We start from the raw sequence: 25,890 nt of genomic DNA on the forward strand, positions 1-25,890 counted from the left end.
TCTGCCCCGGGCCCCGCTGCTCAATCGCCGCAGGGGCTCTATATGCCCCACGTCCAGTGCGGCACCGGCTGCTCCTCCGGGCGCTCCGCGCCCGGGCCCGAGAAGTGGACCGCCAGGCGTGTGCCCCACTCGATGTACGCGAGGAACGCGGAGCGGAACTCCGCGTCCGGTGGCAGGCCCGCCTCGTCGGCCGCGTCCTGGATGAGGTTGACCCAGCGGCGGCGCTGCGGCTCGGTGACGCCCTTGCCGATGTGCATCGCGACCATGTGGCTGTGGCCGCCGTGCTGTTCGGAGTAGGCCGAAGGGCCGCCGAAGACCTCGCCGAGCCACAGGGCGACATGTTCCGCGTGCTCCGCCGGGAGGTCGGCGAAGAGCGGGCCGAGGAGGTCGTCCTTGACCACCTTCTCGTAGAAGACGGAGGTGAGGCGGTCGAACGCCTCGGCGCCGCCCGCCCATGCGTAGAGCGTGGGGTCCGCAGAGCCCGTGCCGCGCACCGTGGTCGGCGCGTAGTGGCGCATCTCGTCGATGTACCCGACGTAGGGGCGGACCTCGGTGAGGAACACCGGGAAGAGCTCGGAGTCACGGAAGCCCTGCACGTGGTCCTCGGTCGACGTCCACACGATGCGCAGGATGTAGTGCTCGAAGTCCTCTTCGCAGCGGGTGAGTTCGTAACCGACGCAGTGCTCCGAGGCCGCCAGTTGGCGCGCCGCGCGGGTGTACGCCGCGAGGAACTCGGCCGAGCGGTCCTCGGGGATGTGGTAGCGGATGTACTCGATGGTGGGCCGGGATCGAGTCGTCATGTCACACACCAAAGCACCGCGGGGGTGCTCCGGTCACGCTGTCGGCGAAGAGCACAACCGGAGCGAGTGGCTCAGCCCTTGAGTGTGACCGGCCGGTCCTCCCGCAGCTCGGAGAAGAGGCGGTTCGCCTTCGCCTTGTCCCAGACGATGACGCTGCCCTTGGAAGTGGCGAGGCCCAACCTGCCTACAGGTACGCCCAGTTGCTTGCCCTGGCCCGATGAGACCGCCCGCATCGCCTTGAACAGTCGCGTCAGTTCCGGGACCCCGGTCGACTTGTCGACGATGAGGGTGTCCAGACCCGCGCCGGCGGTGCCGTACATGGTGGACGGGTTCATCAGCACGCCGGGCGACGAGGCCTTCTCGGCGAGCGCGGCGAGGAACTTCTGCTGGTTGCGGGAGCGGCCGAGGTCGCCCTCCTTCTCCTGGTGGCGCTGGCGTACGAAGCCGAGCGCCTCGCGCCCGGTCAGGTCGTGGCAGCCCTTGGCCAGGTCGAGCCCCGCCTTGTCGTCGACGATGCGCCGGTCGACGCACATCGGCACGCCGCCGACCGCGTCGACGATGCCGACGAACCCGGCGAAGCCGATCTCCGTGTAGTGGTTGATCCGCAGCCCGGTGTTCGACTCGACGGCGCGGACCAGGAGTTCGGGGCCGCCGAGCGAGAACGCCGCGTTGAGCTTGTTCTTCGCCGGCTTGTGGTGGACGCCGGTCTTCGGGTCCACGTACGGCGGGATGGTGACCCAGGAGTCGCGCGGCAGGCTGGTGAGAGTGGTGCCGTGGGAGCCGGTGTGCAGCACCATCATCGAGTCGGTGCGGCGGCCCTCGGAGCCGATCGACGAACCGGTGTGCAGGTTCTTGGCCTGCTTCTCACTGAGGCCCTCGCGGCTGTCGGAGCCCACGATCAGGTAGTTCGTGCCCTTGCCCGCGGCGGCCCGGCCCGGCAGCGCGCCCAGGTCGACGTCCCCGTCGAGCCGGGTGCCGGCCCACACGTACGTCCCCGCGCCCGCGAGCACCGCGAGCAGCACGAGCAGGCACAGTCCGCGCACCACGAGCCCGAACTTGGTGCGGCGCCGCCTGCGCTTTGGCTCGCGCTCGCTGCGCTTGTAGCTGCCGTCGGCCCGCCCGCCCGGCCTGTTCGGCGGCACCGGGTCGTACGGGTGGTGCTCGACCTCGTACGAGTGCGGCTCGGGCTCGTACTCGCTGTACGGGTAAGGCGTCGGCGTGTATGCGCTGGGGGGATTCAGGGTCGTCACCTCGCGACCGGCAGGTCCGGCTGGTCGGCCGGCCTGACGATGTGCTGGGCCGCCGCGGCGGCCGTTCCGGAACGGTGCATGCGCTGCCACTTCAACCGGCTGCCGCCCACGAAGGCCACCACGGACTGGATGACCACGAGGTACATCAACTGCCGGTACACGAACAGCTGGAAGGGCAGCGACCAGAGCGTGCGCCTGCGCTCTCCGTCGAGCTTCAGAGCGTACGCCGCGACGACCATCTGGAGACCGAGGAATCCCAGCCAGGCCACCACGGACGTGACCGTGTCACCGGCGAACACGGCGCTGTAGAACATGAAGACGTCGATCATCGGGGCGAGGAGCGGCAGCACGACCTGGAAAAGGAACAGGTAGGACAGGCCGCGCCGCCCGAAGCGGCCCGCGGGCCCGACTTCGAGGACCGCGCCCCGGTGCTTCCACATCGCCTGGAGGGTGCCGTAGCACCAGCGGTAGCGCTGGCGCCACAACTGCCGCAGGGACGTGGGCACTTCGGTCCACGCGACGGCGGTCTCCTCGTACACGACCCGCCAGCCGGCCCGCCACAGCGCCATGGTGAGGTCGGTGTCCTCGGCGAGGGTGTCCTCGCTCAGGCCGCCGACGCCCATCAGCGCGTCGAGCCGGAAGGCGCCGATCGCGCCGGGCACGGTCGTCATGCACTCCAGGACCTCGAACATCCGGCGGTCCAGGTTGAACCCGAAGACGTACTCCAGGTGCTGCCAGCGGCCGAGCAGCCGCTTGCGGTTGCCGACCTTGGTGTTGCCGCTGACCGCGCCGACGGCCGGGTGGGCCAGTGGCTGGATCAGGCGCTGGATCGCGTCGGCCTCGAAGACGGTGTCCGAGTCGATCATCACGACGTACGGGCAACGGGTGTATTTCAGGCCGTGGTTGAGGGCCGCCGCCTTGCCGGAGTTGGGCTGGCAGAGCACCTGCACACGCGCGTCGCGGGCCGCGTACTCGCTCGCGATCTGCACCGTGCGGTCGCTCGACCCGTCGTCGATGACGATGATCTGCATCGGCTGGTGGGTGGAGGCGAGCAGCGAGCGCAGCGTCGCGCCGATACCGGCCTCCTCGTTGTACGCGGGTACGAGCACGGTCACCGGATCGCGGATCTCGCGCAGCCAGGGCGAGCCGGGGCGGAACCGCTCCAGGCGCCTGACGTGCGCGCGGGCGAACAGCACGAGCACGAACAGGCGCAGCACACCGAGCCCCGCGGCCGCGAGAAGCACCCACGAGATGGCCGAGACAAAGCTGCGGCCGAGGGTCTGGAACCAGATCAGGCCCTGCCCGAGCCAGCGCACGGGCGCGGCCACCTCGGACGTCGCCTGCTGACGGGTCTGCGCGCCCTCGGTGATGGTGGCGAAGTTCCTGGCCTGCGGGTTCGCCAGCAGCTTCTGCGTCTCGCGGTAGCCGAGCGAGGTCTGGCTGAGCTGGCGCACGAGGCCGTCGCGCACCCGCTGCCCGGAGTGGTCGGCCGCGACCAGGGTGTAGCCGGCGGCGGACGCGGCCTGCGCCGCGGGCCACTCGCCGCCGCACATCGTGGCGACGGTAGTGGTCATCGGCATCCGCAGGAGTGTGGTGTGGAAGCCGCCGCTGCCCGCGAACGCGCTCTGGGTCAGGCCCAGTTCGAGCTTGCCGCGCACCTTGGACGAGCTGCCCATGTCGGCGCCCGTGTAGGTGTTGGAGCCGATGTCGTGCCCCTCGGCCCTGATCCGCTCGACCAGCTTCGGGTGCTGCGCGGCCTTGGCGCCGTTGAGGAAGAAGGTGGCGTGCGCGTGGTGCTTCTTGAGCAGTGCGAGCAGCTTCGGCGTCGCCTTCGGGTAGGGGCCGCCGTCATAGGTGAGCGCGACGGTGCCGGGGCGCATCGAGGCGCTGTGCACCCGGTCGCCGTCGATGGACAGGACCGGGCCCGCGCCGGAGGCCGACTCGGGCACGGGCTGCGTACAGGCAGGCTTCGCCTTGGCGCCGTCCACCTCGTTCTGGGTCCAGCCCTGGAAGAGGAGGGCACCGAGCAGCACCGGCAGGGTGAGGGCGAGCAGCAGCCAGTGCGCCCGCGGGTCCCTCGCTTGTTTGTGCCGTGCCCCCATCAGGCGTCGGCGCCGGCGTTGCCGCCCGGCCGGCCCCGGCCTCGACGGGACGACCGTATTCGGTGTCCGTTCTCCACGTTCCACTCACACATGAGAGGCGAGTGTATTGATGCAGCTGCCTTCGAATTGGGGCATTGGGAAACATCTGGGACCAGTGTGGTGCGTGACAAACGGCACACCTGTCGAATCGAGTACAACCTTTTGGTTGCTTCGTATTCACCTCGATGACGGCGGCGCCGGCGGAAAGCAGCGGGAGCCGGAGCGTTCGGCGACGCTCCGGCTCCCGGGTACGGCTCGGTCCGCTACTCGGCGGTCCGTTACTCGGCGGATCCGGCCTTCCACTGCGACCAGCTCATGTTCCAGCCGTTGAGTCCGTTGTCCGGCTGGATGGTCTTGTCGCCGGTGTTCTTCACCACGACGACGTCGCCGACCATCGAGTTGTCGTAGAACCAGGCGCCCGGGGTGCTGCTGTTGTTGGCGCCCTTGGCGTCCTGGAGGCCGATGCAGCCGTGGCTGGTGTTCGCGCCACCGAAGATCGACTTGGCGCCCCAGTAGTTGCCGTGGATGAACGTGCCGGAGCTCGACAGACGCATCGCGTGCGGCACGTCCTTGATGTCGTACTCGCCCTTGCCGTCGCCGTCCTTGAAGCCGACGGTCGCGCCGTCCATCCGGGTCTCCTTGAACTTCTCGGAGACCACCATCTGGCCCTCGTACGTCTTGTTCTCGGGCGAACCGGCGGAGATCGGGATGGTCTTGACCGTCTTGCCGTCCCGGGTGACGGTCATCATCTTGGTCTTCGCGTCGACCGTGGAGACCTGGTCGCGACCGATCTTGAACGAGACCGTCTTCTGCTGGACGCCGGTCACACCGTCCGCGCCCTCGACCCCGTCCAGGTCGAGCTTCAGGGTGACGGTGGAGCCGCCCTTCCAGTAGTCCTCGGGCCGGAAGTCGAGGCGGGTGTCGTTGAACCAGTGCCCGACGACCTCCTGGCCGCTGCTGGACGTGACGGTGACGTGGTCCTGGACGTCGGCCTTGTTGCTGATGGCCTTGTCGAAGTTGAGGGACACCGGCATGCCGACGCCGACGGTCGAACCGTCCTCCGGCGTGAAGTTCCCGATGAAGCTGTTGGCCGGGGACACCGTCGTGAACTGCGAGTTCTCGTGGGCCGCGCGGCCGTCGGAGTCCTTCGCCTCGGCGGCGATCTTGTACGTCGTCGCGCGCTCCAGCTGGGCCGTGGGCTTCCAGCTCTTCTTGTCGGCGGAGATCTGACCCTCGACCTTCGTGCCGTCGGCCGTACTCATGGCGACATCGGTGAGCGAGCCCTTGCTCACGGTGACCTTCGCGGCGCTGTTGATGCTCGCGTTGTCGGAGCCGTCCTTCGGCGCGATCTTGATGTCGGCCTTGGAGGTCTTCTTCGCCGCGGCCTCGTCGGCCTGCGCCTGCGATTCCTTCTTGCCCGAGCCGCCGCCGTCGTCACCGCCACCACAGGCCGTCAGCACGAGCACACCGCCGAGCAGAGCGGACGCGGCCATCAGACCCTTGCGCCGCTTACCGTCCGTTATCACACGCTTCTCCATAGTCGCCGAATTTCCGACTTCGCCGAATTCCCCTGCTGGTCGACCGCCCCGAGCCCGGTAGACAGCGGGCCCGAGAGGACACAACAGTCCCCTCGTACCCAGTGAACGCCATGACCGGTTCATCCCGTTCCCGAGGAACCGCCGGTGTGGGCAAGGCCACGTCGGACCCCTCACCAGGGACGACAAAACCCCGGGCAGCGGTTGCCGCCCAGGGTTCCCGTTTCTAGGACCGCTACACGCCGTCTCCCTCGTCCTCCTCCTCATCATCCTCGCCGAGGTCCCAATCCGGCGAGTCGGGGTCGTAGTCGACCTGCTCGCTGGACCAGGAGGCCTGCACGAGCTCGGCCCCCGGCACATCGGCGACCAGGTCGAACGGGTCCACGAGATACGCGACCGCCTCCGCCTCGTCCTCCTCCACGGCGCTCACCGCCTGCGCACGCTCCTCGGGCCCGGTCTCCTTGTCCTCCGCGACGCGCTGCAGCGCGGCCCCGGTCAGCGCCTCCGCGTCGGCGACCTCCAGGACCAATTCCACCTTCAGCCGAACAAAACGTGACGTGTCATCAGTACTCATGGCCGGAGCGTACGACCCATTGGCCTCGTGACTTTCCTGTGACCCGCGTCTGTCACTAACATGTGCGCACACGGCCAATTCGCCAGCGCCACAAGGGGGATCGCTTCCGTGTCTGCCGCACGTCGATCACTGTTCACCGCCGCCGCTGCCGCGGCGGTCCTCGGCGCGCTGTGGTTCGTTCCCACAGCGACGGCGAACCCTGAGCACATCACCCACGCCGACCAGCAGCGGACCGCCACGACGGTCACCGAGCAGTCCGACCGTCAACTCCGGCTGGCCGATACGGGCCAGGTGGACACGACGCCGTACGTGGTCGGCGGCTCGGCCTTCCTCGGCCTGGGCGTCGGCTTCGTGACGTACTCGGTGCGCAGGGGCAGGGCGTACGAGGCGTAGAAGCAACTTCCCCGGCCCGCAAGGCACTTAGCGGTCCGTCCCGGGTTCCAGGCCCCTGATCCGGCGCCGCTCGCCCTCGCCCGCGGCCGGTGGCGGGGAGTCCGCGAGGCGGACGACCGGGTCGGCGAGACCGCCGTCGCGGCCGGCCACCACGGGCTTCACCGCGCGCAGGGCCTTCGCCTTGTACTGCGCGGCGTCCGCGAGGCGGAAGAGACGCCGCGCGTTGTCCACCTCGCCGATCGCGTCCCCGGTCGACGCGATGCCGCACGCCACGCCGTCGCCGTGGTCCAACTCGGCGGCCCGGGAGCAGATCTCCTCGCCCACCCGGACCACCTCGTCGGCCGAGGGCCCCACGGCCACGATCGAGAACTCGTCGCCGCCGAGCCGCGCCGCGAGCGCCCCCGGCAGCATCGCCCCGCACAGCGAGAGCACCGAGCCGAACCGTTCGAGGAGCCGGTCGCCCGCCGCGTGCCCGAAGGTGTCGTTGACGCGCTTCAGGCCGTTGAGGTCGCAGACGACGAGGCTGGCCACGGAGCCGTCGGCGCGGTGCCGTTCCACGGCCTCGTCGAGGCGTATGTCGACCGCGCGCCGGTTGGCGAGGCCGGTCAGGGCATCGGTGAAGGCGAGCCTGCGGGCCTCCTCCAGGCGTTCGGTCTGTGCGATGCCTGCCGCGACGACCGCCGCGAGGACCGTGGCGAAGTCCGCGTCGAAGCGGTCGAACACCTCGGCCCCGATCGGCCGCGCCACATACAGCTCGCCCCACGCCCGCCCGTGCAGCACGATCGGCGCGACGACGCAGCAGCCGCGGCCCCGGCGGCGCAGCGCGGCGACCCGCTGGTGGCAGTAGCCGGCCCGGGCGGCGGCCGTTGTGGGGCCCTCGGCCGTCTCGACCCAGGCGTCCGGCTCGCCGCCCTTGGCCCACCGTTCGTGCAGGAACTCGGTGATCTCGGGGAACTGGTGCACCGGGTAGCCCTCGCCCTCGGGGAACTCCTGCTCGCCCTCGGCCAGCTCCCCCACGTTGACGAGCACCCGCAGCCGTCCGCGCTCGCGCTCCCACATGGAGAGCGCGGCGAAGCTCCCGGACAGCGCGCGGCAGGCGCCGAGCGCGGCCGCGCGCCAGGAGTCGCGTGGGCTGCGCGCGGCGGCCATGCCCTGCGCGAGCGTCACCACGGCGCGTAGCCGAACGTCCTCACCCATCACTCCAGAGTAAGGAGTTTTCCGGCATTTCGGTGAATTAGGTACATCGATCCGGGGGTTACGGCCGACAGAAGGTCACGCTCCGTCACCCACCCGGCCACTGCGGGCTGCGCTTCTCGTTGAACGCCGCGACCCCCTCGGCCCGGTCCCCGGAGAACGCCACGGACCGCCATGCCGCGTCCTCCACCTCAAGGCCCGCCCGCAGGTCGAGGCCGTGCCCGAGCCGCAGCGCCTTCTTCGACGCGCGCAGCCCGACCGGCGAGTTGGCGGCGATCCGCGCGCCGAGCGCGAGCGCCTCCTCGCGGTCCGCGCCCGCCTCCACGACCTGGTCCACGAGCCCGAGCTCCCCGGCCTCCGCCGCCCGCACCCGCCGCGCCGTGAAGATCAGCTCGGCGGCGCGCGCGGCCCCGACGCGGCGCGGCAGGAGCTGCGTACCGCCGCCGCCGGGGATCACGCCGACGGACACCTCGGGCAGCCCCACGACGGCCGTCCCGTCGGCCACGATCAGGTCGCAGGCGAGCGCCAGCTCGAAGCCGCCGCCGAGCGCGAAGCCGTGCACGGCCGCGATCGTCGGCATCGGCAGCTCCAGGACGCCCGTGTACGCGGTGCGGGTCACGGGCCGCTGGCGCAGCAGGTCCGCGTCCGAGAAGGTGCCCCGCTCCTTGAGGTCGGCGCCGACGCAGAAGGCGCGCTCGGCGCTGGAGGTGAGGACGACGACGCGGACGTCCCGGTCGCCCGCCAGCGCCTCGCAGGCGCCGGTGATCGAGCGGGCCATGTCGCTCGACACGGCGTTCATGGCCTTCGGCCGGTCGAGCACCAGCTCGGCGACCGTCCCGCCCTCGTGGCGGCGCACCGCCACGAACTCCCCGAACCGCCGCTCGTCACCCATGACACGCCCTCTCGGTTAACGCCAGTTAACCGAAGGTTGTCAGGTGCGCCTGGTCAGCGTCCAGGGCTCCACGACGCCGAGGCCGCGCACGGGCCGCTGCCACATGGGCTGAAGCGCGAACCGGTAGGTGGGCGGCTCCTCGCCGTCCTCCTTCGCCTGCTGCGCCTCGGCGGCGGCCTCCGCCTCGGAGGTGGGCGTCTCCCCGATCCTGATCAGTTCCTGGGCGAAGGCGCCGTCCACCAGCACGTTGTCCCGTGGCGCTATCGACGTGAGGCGGCTCGCGAGGTTCACGGTCGAGCCGAAGACATCGCCCATCCGTGTGGTGACCGTGCCGAACGCGAGGCCGACGCGCAGCTCCGGCATCGTCTCGTCGTTGCTCATCGTCTCGATCAGGCGCAGCGCGATCTCGCTCGCGATGCCCGCGTCGTCGGCCGCGTACAGGACCTCGTCGCCGAGGGTCTTGACGAGCCGGCCGCCGTGCGCCGCGACGAGGTCCGCCGCGGTGGTCTCGAAGGCCTCGACGAGCTCGCCGAGTTCCTCCTCCTCCATGCGCCGGGTGAGCCGCGTGAACCCGACGAGGTCCGCGAAGCCGACGGCGAGCCGCCGGTCGACCATCTCCTCGTCGTCACCGGCCTGCACGACGCGGCCGGTCGCCGCGGCGAGCTGGCGCCGCCACACGTAGACGAGGAACTCCTCCAGCTCCGGCAGGAGCAGCTCCATCAGCGGATACGTGACCTCGGTGCGGGTCATGCCGGGTTCCGGGGGTTCGGTGAGGCCCTCCAGGAACGAGTCGATCTGCCACTCGGCGAGCCGCGCGGTGGTCTGCCCGGTGGACCGGGCGACCTGTACGGCCATGGCCTCGCTGAGCAGTCCCGCTTCCACGAGGCCGGCGAGGCGCCGCAGCGCGAGGACGTCGGCCTCGGTCAGCGCCTTGGCCTGCCCGATGTCGGCGAAGCCCATGGCCCGCCAGAACCGCGAGGCCAGCTCCATGGAGACGCCCGCGCTGCGCGCCGCCTGGAACGGGGTGTATCTGCGCTCGGCCCCGAGGATGAGCCCTTCGAGCCGCAGAGCGAGGGGATCCTCTGTCTCTGCCTCTGCTGTTTCCGCACCTTCCGGCTTCTCGGGGTCGGTGGGGGAGCCCGTGCCGGAGCCCGAGTCGTCGACGGTCACGCCTGCTGCCCTTCCGATCTGCCACGGCCAGGTATCGACCGGCCTCAACTCTACGGCAGCCCCTGTGCCCCACGTCACTCCGTTCGCATCCGGGTGGTGTCGGCCCGGATGCGAACGGTGGTCCATCCCTACGCAGGTCGCAGGTGGACGATGTCGCCCGCGCCGACCGCCTCGCGGGCCCCGGCCTCCGTGGCGATCACCAGACGGCCGTCCCCGTCCAGGGCCACCGCCTCACCCACCAGCTCCCGGTCACCCGGCAGGATCGCCCGGACCTGGCGGCCGAGCGTCGCGCAGCCCGCCGCGTACGCCTCCTGAAGGAGCGAGAGGCCGGGGTCGCCCTCGGCCGCGCACCACTCGACGTACCACTTCTCCAGGGACCGCAGCACGGCGCGGAGCACCGGGTCCCGGTCGGAGACCTTCGCCCCGGCGAGCGTGAGCGAACCCGCCGTCGGGACGGGCAACTCGTCGGCGCGCAGCGAGACGTTGAGGCCGACGCCGAGCACGACGCCGTCCGCCCCGGCCCGCTCCAGGAGGATGCCGCCGGCCTTGCGCTCCTCGCCGTCGACCGTGAGGAGCACGTCGTTCGGCCACTTCAGGGCGGTGTCGACCCCGGCCGCCGAGGAGAGCGCCGTGGCGACCGCGACCCCGGTGAGCAGCGGCAGCCAGCCCCAGCGCGCCACCGGCACCTCGTGCTCCCCCGGCTTGAGCAGCACCGAGAAGAACAGGCCCGAGCGCGGCGGCGCCGACCAGCTCCGGTCGAGCCTCCCGCGCGCGGCGCTCTGCTCCTCGGCGACGAGCACGGTGCCCTCGGCCACGGACCCCGCCGAGGCCCGCTGCACCAGATCCGTGTTGGTGGACCCCGTGCGGGGCACCACCTCCACGGACGACCACAGCCCCCCTTCCCGTACAAGGGACCTACGGAGACCGGCCTCTGCCAGGGGCGGCCTCTCCAGGTCGGACCAGGGGCTGGCGGGTACGTCTGAACCATCTCGCGGCGTCATGCAACCCAGCCTAGGTGTGGCAAAGACCGCACTGCTGAACGGTATTCAGGCCACTACGCTACGAATCAGTAGCCCCACTCCCCTTTTTTGAACCTTCCCCGAACCGTCCCCGTGAGCAGCGTCGAAGCAGGCAGGGAGCCGCATCCCGATGTCCGAGTTGGAACAGCGAGAAGCGCAGATCGACATCCACACGACCGCAGGCAAGATCGAGGATCTGCGGCGCCGGATCGATGAGGCGACCCATGCCGGGTCCGCCCGCGCGGTCGAAAAGCAGCACGCCAAGGGCAAGTTGACCGCACGTGAGCGGATCGAGCTGCTGCTCGACGAGGACTCCTTCGTGGAGCTGGACGAGTTCGCCCGGCACCGCTCCACGGACTTCGGCCTCGATGCCAACAAGCCCTACGGCGACGGTGTCGTGACCGGATACGGCACCGTGGACGGCCGTCCCGTCGCCGTGTTCTCGCAGGACTTCACGGTCTTCGGCGGGGCGCTGGGCGAGGTGTTCGGGCAGAAGATCATGAAGGTGATGGACTTCGCGCTGAAGACCGGCTGCCCGGTCGTCGGCATCAACGACTCCGGCGGCGCCCGCATCCAGGAGGGCGTCATGGCCCTGGGCATGTACGGCGAGATCTTCCGCCGCAACACCCACGCCTCGGGTGTCATCCCGCAGATCTCCCTCGTGGTCGGCCCCTGCGCGGGCGGCGCCGTCTACTCCCCCGCGATCACCGACTTCACGGTCATGGTCGACCAGACCTCGCACATGTTCATCACCGGGCCCGACGTCATCAAGACCGTCACCGGTGAGGACGTCGGCTTCGAGGAGCTGGGCGGCGCCCGCGCCCACAACTCGCGCTCCGGCGTCGCCCACCACATGGCGGGCGACGAGAAGGACGCCATCGAGTACGTCAAGTCGCTGCTGTCCTACCTGCCGTCGAACAACCTGAGCGAGCCGCCCGCCTTCCCCGAGGAGGCCGACCTCGCCACGACGGACGAGGACCGCGAGCTCGACACGATCGTCCCGGACAGCGCGAACCAGCCGTACGACATGCGCACGGTCATCGAGCACGTCGTGGACGACGCCGAATTCTTCGAGACCCAGTCGCTGTTCGCGCCGAACATCCTCACCGGCTTCGGCCGCGTCGAGGGCAGCCCGGTCGGCATCGTCGCCAACCAGCCGATGCAGTTCGCCGGCTGCCTGGACATCCACGCATCGGAGAAGGCCGCGCGGTTCGTGCGCACCTGCGACTCCTTCAACGTCCCCGTCCTGACCTTCGTCGACGTCCCCGGCTTCCTGCCGGGCGTCGAGCAGGAGCACGAGGGCATCATCCGCCGCGGCGCCAAGCTGATCTACGCCTACGCCGAGGCCACCGTCCCGCTCATCACGATCATCACGCGCAAGGCCTTCGGCGGCGCCTACGACGTGATGGGCTCCAAGCACCTGGGCGCCGACCTCAACCTCGCCTGGCCCACCGCCCAGATCGCCGTCATGGGCGCGCAGGGCGCGGTCAACATCCTGCACCGCAAGACGATCGCCGCGGCCGAGGCCGCAGGCAACGTCGAGGAGACCCGCGCCCGCCTCATCCAGGACTACGAGGACACCCTCCTCAACCCCTACACGGCGGCCGAGCGCGGCTACATCGACGCGGTGGTCATGCCCTCCGACACCCGCTCCCACGTCGTACGCGGCCTGCGCCAGCTGCGTACGAAGCGCGAAAGCCTCCCGCCCAAGAAGCACGGCAACATCCCGCTGTAAGGAGCGCCGCTGTGATGATCAAGGTCGTACGGGGCAATCCGACCCCCGAGGAGCTGGCCGCCGCACTGGCGGTGGTCCAGGCGCGCGCCGCGGCGGTCCCGGACGCCCCGGCCGCGGCTGTGGGCCGGGACGCGTGGGCCGACCCGTCGCGCATCGCCCGGCACCGGCTGCCGGCCCCGGGGGCGTCGAGCTGGTCCCGCACGTACTGGCCCGCGTAGTTCACCCGCGGGTCCGTGTGAATTAGTCCTTTCGTCGCGGGGCGCCTGAGTACCCGTACTCAGGCGCCCCGCACGCGCGAGCAGCACCATGCTGTATGTGCTGTGGTCCGACCCCGATGACGAGCCCCCAGAGGAGCTCCGCGAAACGCAGGCGATGCTGCGGCGCGCGGGTTTCGTGGTGGCTCTGGCCATGCTCGTCGCGTTCCTGATGCTGGGGATCGCGTAGGACGGGCGGCCGGGGATCGCGCCGCGTCACCCTGGATAACCTGGGCCGCATGACTGCTCCACGCCGGCTGATCCTGGCCTCCCAGTCCCCCGCCCGCCTCGGTCTGCTGCGGCAGGCCGGGTTCGCCCCCGAGGTGATCGTCAGCGGGGTCGACGAGGACGCCGTGACGGCCCCGACGCCCGCCGAACTCGCCCTCGCCCTCGCCGAGGCCAAGGCCTCCGTGGTCGCGGCCAGGACCGAGGCGCACGGCGCCGTCGTCATCGGCTGCGACTCCGTGCTCGACCTCGACGGCGAGGCGCTCGGCAAGCCGGCCGACGCCGAGGAGGCCACGGCCCGCTGGAAGTCGATGCGCGGCCGCGCGGGCACGCTGCAGACCGGCCACTGCGTCTACGACACGGCGAGCGGCCGGTACAGCTCGGGCACCGCCTCCACCGTCGTCCGGTTCGGCGAGCCGAGCGACGCGGAGATCGCCGCGTACGTGGCGACGGGTGAACCCCTCTACGTGGCGGGCGCGTTCACCCTGGACGGCCGCTCGGCGCCGTTCATCGACGGCATCGACGGCGACCACGGCAACGTGATCGGCCTCTCGCTGCCGCTGCTCCGCCGCCTCCTCGCCGAACTGGGCATCGGCATCACGGAGTTGTGGGCGCCGGCGGAGTAGCGGGACCGTTCTGCGCGGGGGTGTCCCCCTCGGCCCTCCGCTCCCCCTGCTCGTGCCGGTCGTACGCCACCAGCGTCAGCACGAGCAGGGCGAGCACGGCCATCATGAACACGAAGCTGAACCAGCCCACCAGGCTGATCGAGAACGCGCCGAGCAGGCCGTGCACGACGGCCACGCTGATCAGCAGGATCCGCCCGATCCCGCCCGGCGCCCGGTCGGCGATCGCGGTGCGTACGAGCACGACCGCGCACAGCGCCAGATAGAGCCCGAACAGGCCGCCCGCGATCCACGCGCCGACCGACATCGCCCGCGGGTCGAGACCGGCCAGGGACATGTCCTGGTTGTCGACCACCAGGCCGAGGAACCAGTTCAGAAAGACGATCCCCAACGCCTCCGCGAACAACACGATCGCGGCCACCCACGCCACCGGCCTGCGTGCCACCGGGCCCACCCTCTTCCACTGACTGTTACCGCTAGTACGGCCAAGACATCCCGAACGCTACTAACGGGTAAACCCCCGTACAAGGGTTCTGGCGAAGGCAAAGAATCGTTGGGCCATTCGTAGGGACTCCACAAAGAAAGCCGCCGGGCCGCAGCACGGTCTCACAGAGACCTTGGCCACAGAGGCGGGCTAGGGTTGCGGTGAGGAATCGCGCGTATCCAGGCGCGACAAGGGATTTCATGGACCGGGTGGACCCCGGGTGACACTCCGTGTGGGCAAGCTCACGCCCGGGGACGGCTCGTGGGTCCGTGTCGGCAGTCCCTAAACTCAGCTTGTTTCAGTGAGTCAAGCTTCACGGTGACCCGCCGACCGCCCCGGCTCGGGCGACCACGGCCGGGGGTCCGGGGGATGCCCCCGGGAAGACACAGCAAGGAGGGAGCCATCGTGCGCAAGGTGCTCATCGCCAACCGTGGCGAAATCGCTGTCCGCGTGGCCCGGGCATGCCGGGACACGGGGATCGCGAGCGTTGCCGTCTACGCCGAGCCGGACCGGGACGCTCTGCACGTCCGTGCGGCCGACGAGGCCTTCGCCCTTGGCGGGGACACCCCGGCCACCAGCTACCTGGACATCGCCAAGGTGCTCCAGGCCGCGAAGGACTCCGGCGCGGACGCGATCCACCCCGGCTACGGATTCCTGTCGGAGAACGCCGAGTTCGCCCAGGCCGTCCTCGACGCCGGGCTGATCTGGATCGGCCCGCCCCCGCACGCGATCCGCGACCTCGGCGACAAGGTCGCCGCCCGTCACATCGCGCAGCGCGCCGGCGCCCCGCTGGTCGCGGGCACGCCCGACCCGGTCTCCGGCTCCGACGAGGTCGTCGCGTTCGCCGAGGAGCACGGCCTGCCGATCGCGATCAAGGCCGCCTTCGGCGGCGGCGGCCGCGGCCTCAAGGTCGCCCGCACCCTCGAAGAGGTGCCCGAGCTCTACGAGTCCGCGGTGCGCGAGGCCGTCGCCGCCTTCGGCCGCGGCGAGTGCTTCGTGGAGCGCTACCTCGACAAGCCGCGCCACGTGGAGACCCAGTGCCTGGCCGACAGCCACGGCAACGTCGTCGTCGTCTCCACCCGTGACTGCTCGCTCCAGCGCCGCCACCAGAAGCTCGTCGAGGAGGCCCCGGCGCCGTTCCTCTCGGACGCGCAGCTGGAGCAGCTGTACTCGTCCTCGAAGGCGATCCTCAAGGAGGCCGGCTACGTCGGCGCGGGCACCGTCGAGTTCCTCGTCGGCGCGGACGGCACGATCTCCTTCCTTGAGGTCAACACCCGCCTCCAGGTCGAGCACCCGGTGACCGAGGAAGTCGCCGGCATCGACCTCGTCCGGGAGATGTTCCGCATCGCCGACGGCGAGGAGCTCGGCTACGGCGACCCCGAACTGCGCGGCCACTCCTTCGAGTTCCGCATCAACGGCGAGGACCCGGGCCGCGGCTTCCTGCCCGCGCCCGGCACCGTCACCAAGTTCGACGGTCCGTCAGGCCCGGGTGTCCGCCTGGACGCCGGCGTCGAGTCCGGCTCGGTCATCGGCCCGGCCTGGGACTCTCTGCTCGCCAAGCTGATCGTCACCGGCCGCACCCGCAAGGAGGCCCTCCAGCGGGCCTCCCGCGCGCTCGCCGAGTTCAACGTCGAGGGCATGGCCACCGCCATTCCCTTCCATCGCGCCGTCGTCACCGACCCGGCGTTCGCGCCCGAACTGACCGGCAGCGACGCCCCGTTCACGATCTTCACGCGCTGGATCGAGACCGAGTTCGTCAACGACATCCCGCCGTTCGCCACCCCGGCGCCCGGCGAGGAAGAAGACGAGGCGGGCCGCGAGAACATCGTCGTCGAGGTCGGCGGCAAGCGCCTTGAGGTCTCCCTCCCCGCGGGCATGGGCATGTCCCTGGCCCGCACCGGCCTCACCGCGGGCGCCAAGCCCAAGCGGCGCGCCGCCAAGAAGTCCGGCTCCGCCGCGTCCGGCGACACCCTCGCCTCCCCGATGCAGGGCACGATCGTCAAGATCGCGGTCGAGGAGGGCCAGGAGGTCAAGGAGGGCGACCTCGTCGTGGTCCTGGAGGCCATGAAGATGGAACAGCCCCTGAACGCCCACAAGTCGGGCACCGTCAAGGGTCTCTCCGCCGAGATCGGCGCCTCCCTCACCTCGGGCGCCCCGATCTGCGAGATCAAGGACTGACGCCCCGGCCGGTGTACGCCGAGGGCCCGTCGACCTGTGTGGTCGGCGGGCCCTCGGCCGTTTCCCTCAGGAACCGGCTCGCACCCAGCCCGTCCCGTTGCGTGCGACGTCGAGGGCCAGCACGCCGAAGGCCACGGTCAGCAGCGCGAACCCTGCGTACGCGAGGGCCAGGACACCCGTGACCCAGCCCACGACGTTCAGCGGCATCGCGACCATCAGCACCCACGCCGCCCAGGCCGGTACCGCGCGGCTGCGCAGCAGCCCGATGCCGAGGCAGATGGGGCCGATGACGAGGCCCACGATGAACCAGATCCCGGCGACCGCCGGCATGGCCAGACCGTCCGCGCCTTCGATGACCTTGACGATCGTGGCCTGGTCGACCCCCTTGTCGAGGCCCGCCAGGGTCACGAAGTCGTACGAGGGCGCCACGTTGGCGGCCGTGGCGCCGCCGCCGAACAGCAGCAGCCCGGCGAGCCCCAGCTTCGGCGAGCGCGCCATGACGTAGACGCAGGCCAGCAGGACGGCGGCGACCATCGCGATCCCCAGGGCCAGCCACGCTCAGGCGGCGGCCCTCTCCCGGCCCTCGTTCGCGGCGATGTCGGCGACGATGTTCGCCACCTTTTCCTCGGTCATGTCGTACGGCGACAGGAGCGAGGCGATGATGAAGAGCAGCGGCCCGAGGACCAGGACCGCGGCCATGACGGCGCGCAGCGGCCGGACCCTTTCGACGGCGGCTCCCCTGGAGACGGGAACGTGCGCGGACGACGGTGTGGCGGTCATGGCGTTCCCCCTGATGCCCGTGGATGCCACTGGATTCCACCAGTGAAGCGGGCGGCTCGCGGCCGGGCCATCCGTCAATTCTGAGGGGCGCCCGGCCTCACTCCCCGAGCAGCCCCGCCTCGCGCCCCCCGCGCAGCAGCGCCGCCGTGTGCCCGGCGTTCAACTTGCGGTGCAGGGACGCCACATAGCCTCGTACGGTCGTCAGCGAGATCCCCATCGCACGCGCCGCCTCGGCGGGGGTGCGGCCCGCGTCGATGTGCTCCAGGGTGCGGTGCTCGCGCTCGGTCAGGCCTAGCCTGCGGGCGGCGGCGCGGCCAGGGGCGAGGTCGCGCAGCAGCAGGAGCCGCGGCACGTCGGGCACGGCGCACTCCACCGCCCGTACGTCGATGTCGCGTGCCCGCGAGGCGCGGCCGGTGCCGGGCGGCGCCCCGGGGCCGATCCGCGGGTCTCCGTCCAGGCGCGGCAGCAGCTCAGCCGCGACGGCGTCGAGCGCCCGCACCGTCCCGTCCCCGGCCACGGCGGCGACGCCCTGCCCCGGCCGCCCGGCGGAGGCGAGCGCGGCGGCGAGGAGCGCGGACATCCGCTGCCGCTCGGCCACCAGGCGTTCGGCGGCCGCGAGGTGGGGTTGCGCGTAGCCGAGCAGGTCCCGCTGCTCCTCGGTGAAGTCGGTGCCGCCGCGCAGCAGCGCGTAGCCCGCGACGCCCGTCTCGTCCCGGCGACTGGCGACGAGGTGGTGGTGCATCCCGAAGGGTCGGAAATCGAGGTTGTAGCAGTGGGTGCGCCGCCAGTCGCGGTCTGCGGCGACGTCGCTCACGCGCCACGCGCCGCCCGTCCCCGAGTCGATCATGGCCTCGGTCAGCGGATGGTCCACGGGGTGCTCGTAGATGACGGCGGGGTCGGCGTGGAAGGACCCGGCGGGCAGCGCGAGCGCTCGTACGGCGCCGTCGTGGGCGGCGAAGTGGTACCACTGGGCGCCGTCGGCCGGGACGAGCCGGGCGAGTCCGCGGACCGCGTGGGAGCGCAACTCGTCCACGTCCACGGCCTCTTCGAGTTCCCGGACGAGCTGCCGCACTCCTCGCCGGCCCGCGTCACTGATGTCCATGCCGCGCTCCAGGGCTCCTGCGTATGCGCCCTCGCGGTCGACGGTACTGCGGTAGCGCTCCCTCCGCTCCGCCCCGGTCCCGCGATCGGGCATCCTTGAAGTCCTGCGCACCAGGCCCGCGCACGCCCAGGGAGGCCAGCCCGATGACGACAGCCGAGCACGACCGCTCGCGCCGCATGCGCGCGGACGCGCGCCGCAATTACGAGCGGCTGCTCGCGCAGGCCCGGATCGCGTTCGCCGAGCACGGCACGGGTGCGTCCCTGGAAGAGGTGGCCCGCGGGGCCGGGGTGGGCATCGGCACGCTGTACCGGCACTTCCCCAACCGGCACGCGCTGATGAGCGCCGTCTTCGAGGAGGCGGTGAACGAGCTGCTCGCCCGCTCCCGGGCGCTGCTCGATGCTCCGCAGCCCTGTACGGCGCTCGTGACCTGGCTGCGCGAGATCATCACGCACGCGAGCGAGTACCGGGGCCTGTCCCGCGCCCTCATGTCGGCTTCACAGGACGCGAGTTCGGCGCTGGCCCGGTGCAGCGATCCGATGCGGGAGGCGGGCCAGGCGTTGCTCTCGCGAGCGCAGCGGGTGGGGGCGGTGCGCCAGGACGTCTCCATGGCGGACCTGTTGCAGCTCACGAACGCGATCGCCCTCGCGGCGGAGGAGACTCCGTCGGACCCGGCGCTGGCGGATCGCTTGTTGCGGTTGACGTTGCGCGGGATCGCCTGTTGACCGGCGACGGCGTTGCGCTCCTGGGGCGCTGCCCCAGACCCCGCTGCTCAATCGCCGCAGGGGCTTGATCGTTTAAGCCCCGCCGGCGATTGAGCCCCGAGGCCGCAACGCCGGACGGGCGAAACCTTTAGCGGCGCCGCAAATCAGCCACTCGCGCCGTCCGCTCCTGCGGAGCGTCCAAGGCGGCTGAGCGCAATGGGTGACTGCCACCCGGAAGCTGACCGCGCCGCTGCCCCGGCAAAGGCACATCCCGGCGCGACTGCCGCGCCGGGGCGGGGTCACCGCCCCCGGTAGGGCCCTCCGCCCCGGCCCCCGCGACAGCGACCTGCACGCCCTGGTCGGCCAGCGCCTGAAGCTCCGTGGCGGCCCGGTCGTCGTGCGCGGGCGGCTCGTCGGTCACGAGACGCGTGATCACATCGGTCGGCACGGTCTGGAACATGGTGTCCGCACCGAGCTTGGAGTGATCCGCGAGCACGACGACCTCGGACGCGGCCTGCACGAGCGCCCGGTCCACGGACGCCGACAGCATGTTGGACGTGGAGAGGCCGCGCTCTGCGGTCAGACCACTGCCGGACAGGAAGGCGCGCGACACTCTCAGGCCCTGCAGGGACTGCTCCGCCCCGCTGCCCACCAGCGCATAGTTGGAACCCCGCAGCGTGCCACCCGTCATGACGACCTCGACCCGGTTGGCGTGCGCGAGCGCCTGCGCCACGAGGAGCGAGTTGGTGACGACGGTCAGGCCCGGCACACGCGCGAGCCGGCGGGCCAGCTCCTGCGTGGTCGTCCCCGCGCCCACCACGATGGCTTCGCCCTCTTCGACGAGGCTCGCGGCGAGATCGGCGATGGCCGTCTTCTCTGCGGTTGCGAGATGTGATTTCTGCGGAAAGCCGGACTCCCGCGTGAATCCGCCCGGCAATACCGCACCGCCGTGCCGGCGGTCGAGGAGTCCTTCTGCCTCCAGTGCGCGCACGTCCCGCCGTACGGTCACTTCAGAGGTCTGGACGACGCGGGCGAGCTCACGGAGCGAAACCGCTCCGTTGGCTCGCACCATTTCGAGGATCAATTGGCGACGTTCTGCAGCGAACACGAAACTGACAGTAACCCCAACGACCGTCTGGTTTCAGCAGTTTGCGCCGATTTACAGATTCTGTTCGCACCGGAACCATGGAAGTGGTATAGGCGGGACGGTTCGCCTACCCAACGCGCCTATGCCCTCCGCATGGGCCGCAACTCACCGTGACCTGCGGCCCGTTGCCCCGCGTCAGCCCTCTTCGGCGATCTTCCGCGTGTGCAACTGGCGCGCCACTTCGGCGATCGATCCCGACAGCGAGGGGTACACGGTGAACGTGTTCGCGATCTGCTCGACCGTCAGATTGTTGTCGACCGCGATCGAGATGGGGTGGATCAGTTCCGAAGCGCGCGGCGCGACGACCACGCCGCCGACCACGATGCCCGTACCCGGACGACAGAAGATCTTGACGAAGCCGTCCCGGATGCCCTGCATCTTCGCGCGGGGGTTGCGCAGCAGCGGCAGCTTGACGGCGCGGGCGTCGATCTTGCCCGAGTCGACGTCGGCCTGCGTATAGCCGACGGTCGCGATCTCCGGGTCGGTGAAGACGTTCGACGAGACCGTCTTGAGGTTCAGCGGCGTGACCGCGTCACCCAGGAAGTGGTACATCGCGATGCGGCCCTGCATCGCGGCGACGGACGCGAGGGCGAAGACACCGGTCACGTCACCGGCCGCGTACACGCCGGGAGCGGTGGTGCGGCTGACCTTGTCGGTCCAGATGTGGCCCGACTCCTTGACCCTGACGCCCGCTTCCTCCAGGCCGAGGCCCTCGCTGTTGGGGACGGCGCCGACCGCCATCAGGCAGTGCGTGCCGGAGATCACCCGGCCGTCGGAGAGGGTGACCTCGACGCGGTCGCCGACGCGCTTGGCGGAGGCGGCGCGGGAGCGGGCCATGACGTTCATGCCGCGGCGCCGGAACACGTCCTCCAGGACGGCGGCGGCGTCCGGGTCCTCGCCGGGCAGCACGCGGTCGCGGGAGGAGACGAGGGTGACCTTGGAGCCGAGCGCCTTGTAGGCACCCGCGAACTCGGCACCGGTGACACCGGAGCCGACCACGATGAGCTCCTCGGGGAGCTCGTCCAGGTCGTACACCTGCGTCCAGTTGAGGATCCGCTCGCCGTCGGGCTGCGCGTCGACCAGCTCGCGCGGGTGGCCGCCGGTGCACAGGAGCACGGCGTCGGCGACGAGGGTCTCCTCGGTGCCGTCGGCCGCGGTGACGATCACCTTGCGGGAGCCGTCGAGCGCCTGCTGGCCGTCCAGACGGCCCCTGCCGCGCAGCACGCGCGCGCCCGCACGGGTGACGGAAGCGGTGATGTCGTGGGACTGGGCGAGCGCGAGGCGCTTCACACGGCGGTTGACCTTGCCGAGGTCCACGCCGACGACGCGGGCCGGGCTGTCCGGGTCGGGGGTGTCGTCCTCGACGATGATCCCGAGCTCTTCATAAGAAGAGTCGAAGGTGGTCATCACCTCGGCCGTGGCGATCAAGGTCTTCGACGGCACGCAGTCGGTCAGCACCGACGCCCCGCCGAGTCCGTCGCAGTCGACGACGGTCACCTCCGCGCCAAGGGACGCGGCCACCAACGCCGCCTCGTAGCCGCCAGGTCCGCCACCGATGATCACGATCCGAGTCACATGCCCCATTGTCCCGCACGGTTCAAGGCCGCACCGAGCCGGGGCCCCCGTCCGGCCCTGAAGAACGCGTATCCGCTCTTAAGAGGGGTGCTTCGGTTACTCACGAGACACGTGGTCCGTCTGACGTACTCTCGGTCCCATGTCGCTCTACGCCGCGTACGCCGGCAATCTCGACGCGCGGCTCATGACGCGCCGCGCCCCGCACTCGCCGCTGCGCGCGACCGGCTGGCTGACGGGCTGGCGGCTCACGTTCGGGGGCGAGCACATGGGCTGGGAGGGCGCACTCGCCACCATCGTCGAGGCGCCGCGTTCACAGGTCTTCGTCGCGCTGTACGACATCGCCCCGATGGACGAGGAGTCGATGGACCGCTGGGAGGGTGTCGGCCTCGACATCTACCGGCGGATGCGGGTCCGCGTGGACACCCTGGAGGGCGAGGAGCCCGCGTGGCTCTATGTACTGAACGGATACGAGGGCGGCCTCCCCTCGGCGCGGTACCTGGGCGAGATCGCCGACGCGGCCGAGTCCGCGGGCGCGCCGCACGACTACGCGATGGAGCTGCGCAAGCGGCCCTGCTGAGGCCTTCCCGCGTCCCCTGCTGTCGGAGAGTTGTCGGAAACGACGAAGCAACGATCACAAGGACGTGACCTCAGACATCTACGCGCGTAGGCAACGACAGGCTACCCTCGTCGGCGTGAACGCTTCCCTTACTCCGGACAACCTCAAGGGCGATCCCTACGCCGCCGCCGACGCCGCCGCCGCGCGCCTGCGCGAGCTGACGGGCGCCGAGACCCACGACGTAGCCCTCGTGATGGGCTCCGGCTGGGCGCCCGCCTCCGAGGCGCTGGGCGAGCCCGCCGCCGAGTTCCCCTTCACCGAGCTGCCTGGCTTCACCGGCGCCGCGGTGGCGGGCCACGGCGGCACGGTCCGCTCCTACCAGGTCGGCGAGAAGCGCGCCCTGGTCTACCTGGGCCGTACGCACTACTACGAGGGCCGCGGCGTCGCCGCCGTCGCGCACGGCGTGCGCACGGCCGCCGCCGCGGGCTGCAAGACCATCGTGCTCACCAACGGCTGCGGTGGTCTGCGTCAGGGCATGCGTCCCGGCCAGCCGGTGCTCATCTCCGACCACATCAACCTGACCGCGACCTCGCCGATCGTCGGAGCCAACTTCGTCGACCTCACCGACCTGTACTCGCCGCGGCTGCGCGCGCTGTGCCAGGAGATCGACCCGAGCCTGGAAGAGGGCGTGTACGCCCAGTTCCCCGGCCCGCACTACGAGACCCCCGCCGAGGTCCGGATGGCCGGCATCCTCGGCGCCGACCTGGTCGGCATGTCCACCACCCTGGAGGCCATCGCGGCCCGCGAGGCGGGCGCCGAGGTGCTCGGCATCTCCCTGGTGACGAACCTGGCGGCGGGCCTCTCCGGCGAGCCGCTCAACCACGAAGAGGTCCTCCAGGCGGGCCGCGACTCGGCCTCCGCCATGGGTGACCTGCTGACCAAGGTTCTCGCGAAGATCTGATCCTTCGCCCGGTCCCGCCGCCGGGACCGCCGCCGTATCCATACGTCTGAACCGTCTCTCTGAACCCTCCGTCTGAACCGTCTGAAGGAATGCGAACCGTGACCGTATCTGGCAGCGCACCGCTCGACCGGGCGAAGACCTGGCTGGCGGAGGACCCGGACCCGGAGACCCGCGAGGAACTGGCCAAGCTCATCGAGGCGGGCGACCTGGAGGCCATCGGCGAGCGCTTCGCGGGCACGCTCCAGTTCGGCACGGCCGGGCTCCGCGGCGAACTGGGCGCGGGCCCGATGCGGATGAACCGCGCGGTGGTCATCCGCGCGGCCGCGGGCCTGGCGGCGTATCTGAAGGCCAAGGGCCAGACGGACGGGCCGGTCGTCATCGGCTACGACGCGCGGCACAAGTCGGCGGACTTCGCACGCGACACGGCGGCGGTGATGGTGGGGGCCGGGCTGCGCGCCGCGGTCCTCCCCCGCCCGCTGCCCACCCCCGTGCTCGCCTTCGCCATACGGCACCTGGGCGCGGTCGCGGGCGTGGAGGTCACGGCCTCGCACAACCCGCCGCGCGACAACGGCTACAAGGTGTACCTCGGCGACGGCTCCCAGATCGTGCCGCCAGCCGACGCGGAGATCGCCGCCGAGATCGACGCGGTGGCGTCGCTGCACGACGTGCCGCGCGCGGAGTCGGGCTGGGAGACGCTCGGCGAGGACGTCCTGGAGGCCTACCTGGCGCGTACGGACGCGGTCCTGGCGCCGGGGTCGCCCCGCGGCGCCCGCGCCGTCTACACGGCGATGCACGGCGTCGGCAAGGACACGCTGCTCGCCGCCTTCGCCCGCGCGGGCTTCCCCGAGCCGGTGCTCGTACCGGAACAGGCCGAGCCCGACCCGGACTTCCCCACGGTCGCGTTCCCCAACCCGGAGGAGCCGGGGGCGATGGACCTGTCCTTCGCCACGGCCCGCGCGCAGAGCGAGACCCCGGACCTGATCATCGCCAACGACCCGGACGCGGACCGCTGCGCGGTGGCCGTGCCCGACGGCGGCGCGTGGCGGATGCTGCGCGGCGACGAGGTCGGCGCGCTCCTTGCCGCACACCTCGTCAAGCGGGGCGTGAGCGGCGTACTCGCCGAGTCGATCGTCTCGTCCTCCCTGCTCGGCCGGATCGCCGAGGCGGCGGGACTCCCGTACGAGGAGACGCTGACCGGCTTCAAGTGGATCGCCCGTGTCGAGGGCCTGCGCTACGGCTACGAGGAGGCGCTCGGCTACTGCGTCGACCCCGAGGGCGTGCGCGACAAGGACGGCATCACGGCCGCGCTGCTCGTGACCGAGCTGGCGAGCGTGCTGAAGGAGCAGGGCCGTACGCTCCTCGACGCGCTCGACGACCTGGCGCTCGCGCACGGGCTGCACGCCACGGACCAGCTGAGCGTGCGGGTCGAGGACCTGTCGGTCATCGCGGACGCGATGCGGCGCCTGCGGGAGGCTCCGCCGGTCGAGCTGGCGGGGCTCCCGGTCACCCGGGCGGACGACCTCGCCGAGGGCGCGGGTGGGCTGCCGCCCACGGACGGGCTGCGGTACGTCCTTGACGGGGCGCGGGTCGTGGTGCGGCCGTCGGGCACGGAGCCGAAGCTGAAGTGTTACCTGGAGGTCGTGGTCGCGGTCGCCGGGGGGCGGGACGGGTTGCCCGCGGCTCGGGCCACCGCGGTGGAGCGGCTTGCTGCCATCAAGCGGGATCTCGCGGTGGCGGCGGGTATCTAGTTCGGCGGTAGCCGGGGTTGCGCTCCCGGGGCTCCGCCCCGGACCCCGCTGCTCAAACGCCGCAGGGGCTTGGACTACAGCGCGATGAGGACGACCAGGAGCACCGCACCCACGAGCGCCGGGGCGATGATCTCGTACGCCCAGCGGACCTTGGGGGTGCCCTGGGCGGCCTCGGACGCGGCGTGCGTCTCGTGCAGTTCGCGCAGTTCGGCCATGGTCTGATCGCCGGTCGAACGCGGCACGGTCACCGGCAGGCCACTGGCCCCCATGGGTGTGCGGCCCCCCTTGGCGGTGCGCAGCTGCTGGCGCTGCGCCTTGCGCCGTCCGCGCAGCGACACCGGGATGGACCAGAGCTGGTACTTGGTGCCCGCCTCGTCGACGACCTCGTTCGAGTACCCGGACTTGAGGCCCGAGACCGCGGACCACGGCAGCGTGACGTCACGGAACGGGTTCCGCACGCGCAGCCGCTCCTCGTTCCCGAAGACGGCCGGCCGGATGGTGAACGCGACGACGAGCGGCACCACGAACAACAGCCCGGCGAGCACCGTCCACGGCGTCCGCCCGCCCCCGCTGACCACGGCGTCGCTCCCCAGCCACGCCCCGACCAGGATCAACACGACACCACCGGCGATACCGGCGGGAGACCGATAGATCCGGTCACGTGCCTGCGGAGGCGTGGTCTGGCTGCTCGTCATGCCTAGATTGTGCCCGACCGAGTCAAGCCCGATTAAGCCCGTCCGAGCCAAATCAAGCCCCTGCGGCGCTTGAGCAGCGGGGTCCGGGGCAGAGCCCCGAGACGTCAACCACGGCGCCGCGAACCGTCACCCCCGACCTGTACAAGCCGCTACGCGCG

Annotated in this window: 26 protein-coding genes; 10 read left to right on the forward strand and 16 right to left on the reverse strand. The window is 71.1% G+C overall.

The genetic code is table 11. The features are described from left to right. Nucleotides 1–38 precede the first annotated feature (38 nt). The 5 genes from ACFYWS_RS05995 to ACFYWS_RS06015 all read right to left on the reverse strand — a co-directional run bounded on the left by ACFYWS_RS05995 (nucleotide 39) and on the right by ACFYWS_RS06015 (nucleotide 6,300). Entirely contained in the window at nucleotides 39–800 is a 762-nt protein-coding gene (locus ACFYWS_RS05995) for a group II truncated hemoglobin (RefSeq protein ID WP_389270025.1), read from the reverse strand. 71 nt (nucleotides 801–871) lie between these two features. Next, nucleotides 872–2,050 carry an LCP family protein gene (locus tag ACFYWS_RS06000; RefSeq protein ID WP_389270027.1) on the reverse strand — a complete coding sequence of 393 codons (1,179 nt, stop codon included), beginning with the start codon at nucleotides 2,048–2,050 and terminating at the stop codon, nucleotides 872–874. Continuing rightward, nucleotides 2,047–4,152 carry a glycosyltransferase gene (locus ACFYWS_RS06005; RefSeq protein ID WP_389270028.1) on the reverse strand — a complete coding sequence of 702 codons (2,106 nt, stop codon included), beginning with the start codon at nucleotides 4,150–4,152 and terminating at the stop codon, nucleotides 2,047–2,049. Before ACFYWS_RS06005 ends, ACFYWS_RS06000 begins: the two co-directional genes overlap by 4 nt. A 317-nt stretch (nucleotides 4,153–4,469) precedes the next feature. Next, the gene (locus ACFYWS_RS06010; RefSeq protein ID WP_389270030.1) at nucleotides 4,470–5,729 is read right to left on the reverse strand and encodes an Ig-like domain-containing protein; all 1,260 of its coding nucleotides are present in this window, start codon (nucleotides 5,727–5,729) and stop codon (nucleotides 4,470–4,472) included. 232 nt (nucleotides 5,730–5,961) lie between these two features. After that, complete coding sequence (locus tag ACFYWS_RS06015; protein WP_389270032.1) at nucleotides 5,962–6,300, reverse strand: hypothetical protein; 339 nt, start codon at nucleotides 6,298–6,300, stop codon at nucleotides 5,962–5,964. A 60-nt stretch (nucleotides 6,301–6,360) separates the two neighbouring features. Between ACFYWS_RS06015 and ACFYWS_RS06020 the strand changes: the two genes are divergently transcribed. After that, nucleotides 6,361–6,693 (forward strand): hypothetical protein, encoded by a 333-nt coding sequence (locus ACFYWS_RS06020; RefSeq protein WP_389270034.1) that lies wholly within the window; start codon nucleotides 6,361–6,363, stop codon nucleotides 6,691–6,693. A gap of 27 nt (nucleotides 6,694–6,720) precedes the next feature. Here ACFYWS_RS06020 and ACFYWS_RS06025 read toward each other — a convergent pair whose 3' ends face one another. The 4 genes from ACFYWS_RS06025 to ACFYWS_RS06040 form a co-directional block, all read right to left on the reverse strand. Continuing rightward, nucleotides 6,721–7,890 carry a diguanylate cyclase domain-containing protein gene (locus ACFYWS_RS06025; protein WP_389270036.1) on the reverse strand — a complete coding sequence of 390 codons (1,170 nt, stop codon included), beginning with the start codon at nucleotides 7,888–7,890 and terminating at the stop codon, nucleotides 6,721–6,723. A gap of 85 nt (nucleotides 7,891–7,975) precedes the next feature. Continuing rightward, nucleotides 7,976–8,779 carry an enoyl-CoA hydratase/isomerase family protein gene (locus ACFYWS_RS06030; protein WP_389270038.1) on the reverse strand — a complete coding sequence of 268 codons (804 nt, stop codon included), beginning with the start codon at nucleotides 8,777–8,779 and terminating at the stop codon, nucleotides 7,976–7,978. A gap of 39 nt (nucleotides 8,780–8,818) precedes the next feature. Beyond that, the gene (locus ACFYWS_RS06035; RefSeq protein ID WP_389270040.1) at nucleotides 8,819–9,949 is read right to left on the reverse strand and encodes an adenylate/guanylate cyclase domain-containing protein; all 1,131 of its coding nucleotides are present in this window, start codon (nucleotides 9,947–9,949) and stop codon (nucleotides 8,819–8,821) included. A 128-nt stretch (nucleotides 9,950–10,077) separates the two neighbouring features. Further along, nucleotides 10,078–10,950, reverse strand: a complete 873-nt coding sequence (locus ACFYWS_RS06040) for a biotin--[acetyl-CoA-carboxylase] ligase (protein WP_389270042.1) — start codon at nucleotides 10,948–10,950, stop codon at nucleotides 10,078–10,080. A gap of 148 nt (nucleotides 10,951–11,098) precedes the next feature. On the opposite strand from ACFYWS_RS06040, the gene ACFYWS_RS06045 reads away from it, so the two are divergent. The 4 genes from ACFYWS_RS06045 (at nucleotide 11,099) to ACFYWS_RS06060 (ending at nucleotide 13,808) form a co-directional block, all read left to right on the forward strand. After that, nucleotides 11,099–12,703 (forward strand): acyl-CoA carboxylase subunit beta, encoded by a 1,605-nt coding sequence (locus ACFYWS_RS06045; RefSeq protein ID WP_389270044.1) that lies wholly within the window; start codon nucleotides 11,099–11,101, stop codon nucleotides 12,701–12,703. Nucleotides 12,704–12,714: 11 nt separating this feature from the next. Continuing rightward, entirely contained in the window at nucleotides 12,715–12,921 is a 207-nt protein-coding gene (locus tag ACFYWS_RS06050; RefSeq protein ID WP_389270046.1) for an acyl-CoA carboxylase subunit epsilon, read from the forward strand. A gap of 97 nt (nucleotides 12,922–13,018) precedes the next feature. Next, a complete protein-coding gene (gene mmpB / locus ACFYWS_RS06055) occupies nucleotides 13,019–13,147 on the forward strand; it encodes a morphogenic membrane protein MmpB (protein WP_389271722.1) in 129 nt (42 codons plus the stop codon). 49 nt (nucleotides 13,148–13,196) lie between these two features. Next, nucleotides 13,197–13,808 (forward strand): Maf family protein, encoded by a 612-nt coding sequence (locus ACFYWS_RS06060; RefSeq protein ID WP_389270048.1) that lies wholly within the window; start codon nucleotides 13,197–13,199, stop codon nucleotides 13,806–13,808. On the opposite strand, the gene ACFYWS_RS06065 is transcribed toward ACFYWS_RS06060, so the two are convergent. Next, nucleotides 13,780–14,259, reverse strand: coding sequence for a hypothetical protein (locus ACFYWS_RS06065; RefSeq protein ID WP_389270050.1), 480 nt, complete (start codon nucleotides 14,257–14,259; stop codon nucleotides 13,780–13,782). The genes ACFYWS_RS06060 and ACFYWS_RS06065 overlap by 29 nt on opposite strands. A 435-nt stretch (nucleotides 14,260–14,694) precedes the next feature. Here ACFYWS_RS06065 and ACFYWS_RS06070 point away from each other — a divergent pair, with 435 nt between their 5' ends. Beyond that, a complete protein-coding gene (locus tag ACFYWS_RS06070; RefSeq protein WP_389270052.1) occupies nucleotides 14,695–16,467 on the forward strand; it encodes an acetyl/propionyl/methylcrotonyl-CoA carboxylase subunit alpha in 1,773 nt (590 codons plus the stop codon). 66 nt (nucleotides 16,468–16,533) lie between these two features. Here ACFYWS_RS06070 and ACFYWS_RS06075 read toward each other — a convergent pair whose 3' ends face one another. From ACFYWS_RS06075 to ACFYWS_RS06085, 3 genes are all read right to left on the reverse strand, one after another. After that, complete coding sequence (locus tag ACFYWS_RS06075) at nucleotides 16,534–17,001, reverse strand: hypothetical protein (protein ID WP_389270054.1); 468 nt, start codon at nucleotides 16,999–17,001, stop codon at nucleotides 16,534–16,536. Between the two features lie 24 nt (nucleotides 17,002–17,025). Further along, nucleotides 17,026–17,247, reverse strand: a complete 222-nt coding sequence (locus ACFYWS_RS06080) for a hypothetical protein (RefSeq protein WP_389270056.1) — start codon at nucleotides 17,245–17,247, stop codon at nucleotides 17,026–17,028. Nucleotides 17,248–17,344: 97 nt separating this feature from the next. Beyond that, complete coding sequence (locus ACFYWS_RS06085) at nucleotides 17,345–18,442, reverse strand: response regulator transcription factor (protein ID WP_389270058.1); 1,098 nt, start codon at nucleotides 18,440–18,442, stop codon at nucleotides 17,345–17,347. Nucleotides 18,443–18,492: 50 nt separating this feature from the next. Between ACFYWS_RS06085 and ACFYWS_RS06090 the strand changes: the two genes are divergently transcribed. Then, complete coding sequence (locus ACFYWS_RS06090) at nucleotides 18,493–19,071, forward strand: TetR/AcrR family transcriptional regulator (RefSeq protein ID WP_389270060.1); 579 nt, start codon at nucleotides 18,493–18,495, stop codon at nucleotides 19,069–19,071. Nucleotides 19,072–19,198: 127 nt separating this feature from the next. Here the strand turns inward: ACFYWS_RS06090 and ACFYWS_RS06095 are convergent, their stop codons facing one another. Together ACFYWS_RS06095 and ACFYWS_RS06100 are read right to left on the reverse strand one after the other, a co-directional pair. Then, nucleotides 19,199–20,158 carry a DeoR/GlpR family DNA-binding transcription regulator gene (locus ACFYWS_RS06095; RefSeq protein ID WP_389270062.1) on the reverse strand — a complete coding sequence of 320 codons (960 nt, stop codon included), beginning with the start codon at nucleotides 20,156–20,158 and terminating at the stop codon, nucleotides 19,199–19,201. 174 nt (nucleotides 20,159–20,332) lie between these two features. Then, entirely contained in the window at nucleotides 20,333–21,781 is a 1,449-nt protein-coding gene (locus ACFYWS_RS06100) for an NAD(P)H-quinone dehydrogenase (RefSeq protein ID WP_389270064.1), read from the reverse strand. A gap of 130 nt (nucleotides 21,782–21,911) precedes the next feature. Between ACFYWS_RS06100 and ACFYWS_RS06105 the strand changes: the two genes are divergently transcribed. From ACFYWS_RS06105 to ACFYWS_RS06115, 3 genes are all read left to right on the forward strand, one after another. After that, nucleotides 21,912–22,349 carry a gamma-glutamylcyclotransferase gene (locus ACFYWS_RS06105; RefSeq protein WP_389270066.1) on the forward strand — a complete coding sequence of 146 codons (438 nt, stop codon included), beginning with the start codon at nucleotides 21,912–21,914 and terminating at the stop codon, nucleotides 22,347–22,349. Between the two features lie 115 nt (nucleotides 22,350–22,464). Then, nucleotides 22,465–23,289: a purine-nucleoside phosphorylase gene (locus ACFYWS_RS06110; RefSeq protein WP_389270068.1), complete on the forward strand. Its 825-nt coding sequence runs from the start codon at nucleotides 22,465–22,467 to the stop codon at nucleotides 23,287–23,289. Nucleotides 23,290–23,378: 89 nt separating this feature from the next. Then, nucleotides 23,379–25,037, forward strand: a complete 1,659-nt coding sequence (locus tag ACFYWS_RS06115) for a phospho-sugar mutase (RefSeq protein WP_389270070.1) — start codon at nucleotides 23,379–23,381, stop codon at nucleotides 25,035–25,037. Between the two features lie 74 nt (nucleotides 25,038–25,111). Here ACFYWS_RS06115 and ACFYWS_RS06120 read toward each other — a convergent pair whose 3' ends face one another. After that, nucleotides 25,112–25,732 (reverse strand): PH domain-containing protein, encoded by a 621-nt coding sequence (locus tag ACFYWS_RS06120; protein ID WP_389270072.1) that lies wholly within the window; start codon nucleotides 25,730–25,732, stop codon nucleotides 25,112–25,114. Nucleotides 25,733–25,890: the final 158 nt, after the last annotated feature.

Origin of the sequence: Streptomyces sp. NPDC002795 (genome assembly GCF_042888725.1) — a bacterium.
In the GTDB taxonomy this organism is placed as follows: Bacteria; Actinomycetota; Actinomycetes; order Streptomycetales; family Streptomycetaceae; genus Streptomyces.

Excerpts from the sequence above, each read along its gene's own strand:
- ACFYWS_RS05995 (WP_389270025.1), bottom strand. The coding sequence starts at position 800 with ATGACGACTCGATCCCGGCCCACCATCGAGTACATCCGCTACCACATC.
- ACFYWS_RS06005 (WP_389270028.1), bottom strand. The coding sequence starts at position 4,152 with ATGGGGGCACGGCACAAACAAGCGAGGGACCCGCGGGCGCACTGGCTG.
- ACFYWS_RS06010 (WP_389270030.1), bottom strand. The coding sequence starts at position 5,729 with ATGGAGAAGCGTGTGATAACGGACGGTAAGCGGCGCAAGGGTCTGATG.
- ACFYWS_RS06015 (WP_389270032.1), bottom strand. The coding sequence starts at position 6,300 with ATGAGTACTGATGACACGTCACGTTTTGTTCGGCTGAAGGTGGAATTG.
- ACFYWS_RS06020 (WP_389270034.1), top strand. The coding sequence starts at position 6,361 with ATGTGCGCACACGGCCAATTCGCCAGCGCCACAAGGGGGATCGCTTCC.
- ACFYWS_RS06025 (WP_389270036.1), bottom strand. The coding sequence starts at position 7,890 with ATGGGTGAGGACGTTCGGCTACGCGCCGTGGTGACGCTCGCGCAGGGC.
- ACFYWS_RS06030 (WP_389270038.1), bottom strand. The coding sequence starts at position 8,779 with ATGGGTGACGAGCGGCGGTTCGGGGAGTTCGTGGCGGTGCGCCGCCAC.
- ACFYWS_RS06040 (WP_389270042.1), bottom strand. The coding sequence starts at position 10,950 with ATGACGCCGCGAGATGGTTCAGACGTACCCGCCAGCCCCTGGTCCGAC.
- ACFYWS_RS06045 (WP_389270044.1), top strand. The coding sequence starts at position 11,099 with ATGTCCGAGTTGGAACAGCGAGAAGCGCAGATCGACATCCACACGACC.
- ACFYWS_RS06060 (WP_389270048.1), top strand. The coding sequence starts at position 13,197 with ATGACTGCTCCACGCCGGCTGATCCTGGCCTCCCAGTCCCCCGCCCGC.
- ACFYWS_RS06075 (WP_389270054.1), bottom strand. The coding sequence starts at position 17,001 with ATGGTCGCCGCCGTCCTGCTGGCCTGCGTCTACGTCATGGCGCGCTCG.
- ACFYWS_RS06080 (WP_389270056.1), bottom strand. The coding sequence starts at position 17,247 with ATGACCGCCACACCGTCGTCCGCGCACGTTCCCGTCTCCAGGGGAGCC.
- ACFYWS_RS06085 (WP_389270058.1), bottom strand. The coding sequence starts at position 18,442 with ATGCCCGATCGCGGGACCGGGGCGGAGCGGAGGGAGCGCTACCGCAGT.
- ACFYWS_RS06090 (WP_389270060.1), top strand. The coding sequence starts at position 18,493 with ATGACGACAGCCGAGCACGACCGCTCGCGCCGCATGCGCGCGGACGCG.
- ACFYWS_RS06100 (WP_389270064.1), bottom strand. The coding sequence starts at position 21,781 with ATGGGGCATGTGACTCGGATCGTGATCATCGGTGGCGGACCTGGCGGC.
- ACFYWS_RS06105 (WP_389270066.1), top strand. The coding sequence starts at position 21,912 with ATGTCGCTCTACGCCGCGTACGCCGGCAATCTCGACGCGCGGCTCATG.
- ACFYWS_RS06115 (WP_389270070.1), top strand. The coding sequence starts at position 23,379 with ATGCGAACCGTGACCGTATCTGGCAGCGCACCGCTCGACCGGGCGAAG.
- ACFYWS_RS06120 (WP_389270072.1), bottom strand. The coding sequence starts at position 25,732 with ATGACGAGCAGCCAGACCACGCCTCCGCAGGCACGTGACCGGATCTAT.